At 31.9% G+C, this 1,407-nt stretch carries 2 protein-coding genes; both read left to right on the top strand.

Annotated features, from left to right (window positions below):
* Positions 1-46 precede the first annotated feature (46 nt).
* Entirely contained in the window at positions 47-481 is a 435-nt protein-coding gene (locus tag BMZ09_RS15950) for a helix-turn-helix domain-containing protein (RefSeq protein WP_090842496.1), read from the top strand.
* Entirely contained in the window at positions 370-1,299 is a 930-nt protein-coding gene (locus BMZ09_RS15945; RefSeq protein WP_143067850.1) for an IS3 family transposase, read from the top strand. Before BMZ09_RS15950 ends, BMZ09_RS15945 begins: the two co-directional genes overlap by 112 nt.
* The last annotated feature ends 108 nt before the right edge of the window (positions 1,300-1,407 follow it).

Below are 1,407 nucleotides of genomic sequence, written 5' to 3'. Positions count from 1 at the left end.
CCTGAAATAGGTTGACTAAAAATTAAGCAATTAATTACAGTCACTTATGAAAACAAAAAATGAACACTGGCTAAAAAAAAGCTATCAAAAAGCTACTTTAGAAACCAAACTTTTAGTCGTTGACCAAATCTTAAATGGTCAGATTTCAAACAACCAAGCTTCTAAAAAATATGATATTCCTAGAACAACTATTTCTTATTGGTTAAGAAAATACAGTACCTTAGTACAACAAAACATGGGTATGAGTAAAAACGATGAGATTAAAAAGCTAAAGGAGAAGATTGAAGAACTTGAGTTTCAAAAAGACTTCCAACAAGACATTATCGCTGACATGGAACTTATTACAGGAGTCGATATGTCAAAAAAGTCATTACCCAAAACATTAGCAAAAGAGATAGAGCAAAAGAAAAAACAGCGTATAAAAGAAAATGGCTCTATGGATGTTTTGGGATATCTAAACAAGCCTTCTACAAAAGACTAAGAACGCATCAGAAAAAAGAAATAGATCATCAAAAAATGATCAAAATGGTTAAAGACTACCGTAAAAAAGTAGGCTCTAAAACTGGTGGAATAAAACTACACAATGAGTTAAAGAAAGACTTTATTAACGCTAGTATCAAGATAGGTCGAGACAAGTTCTATCGCTTCCTTAGACTAAATAATCTTTTGATTCCAAAAACTAAAAATTACATCACAACGACAAACTCAAACCATATGTACAAAAAATATAAGAACCTTGTAAAAGGCCACGTTCCTAATCGACCGGAACAATTCTGGGTTAGTGATATCACTTATATTAAAACAGAAAACGGACACAACTATCTAGCGTTAGTCACAGACGCCTATTCTAAGCAAGTTATGGGTTACAAACTTGATAATCATATGAGAACATCGCTTTGCTCAGATGCGCTAGCTATGGCTATTAAAAACAGAAAATATCCTAATCAAAAACTTATTCACCATTCAGATAGAGGTTTCCAATACTGCAACCCCAAATACACAAAGTTTGCTGAAGACAACGGAATTGCAATGAGTATGACTGAACAATACGATCCTTACGAAAATGCAGTAGCAGAACGCATTAACAGAACTCTTAAATATGAATACGGGCTAAAACAAAACATTAAAAACACTGAATTAGCACAAAAAATGACACAACAAGCGGTGTATATTTATAACAATTTGAGAACCCATTTTAGCCTGAATCTCAGAAAACCTGCTGAAGTACATCTAAATCCAAACATCAAATACAAATCCTATCGAAAAAATAATGTAAATTTACCTGAGCTTACGATTTAAGAATAGACCTAGTTCAAACTATTTTTTTTACCTTCTAAACGTCTAAAAAAAATCTTTTGAACTAGAAAATATTAACAAAAAAAGGTCAACCTATATCAGTATAATACA

Origin of the sequence: Olleya namhaensis (genome assembly GCF_900114005.1) — a bacterium.
GTDB lineage: Bacteria > Bacteroidota > Bacteroidia > Flavobacteriales > Flavobacteriaceae > Olleya > Olleya namhaensis.
This window is presented reverse-complemented; position numbering and strand designations above follow the sequence as displayed.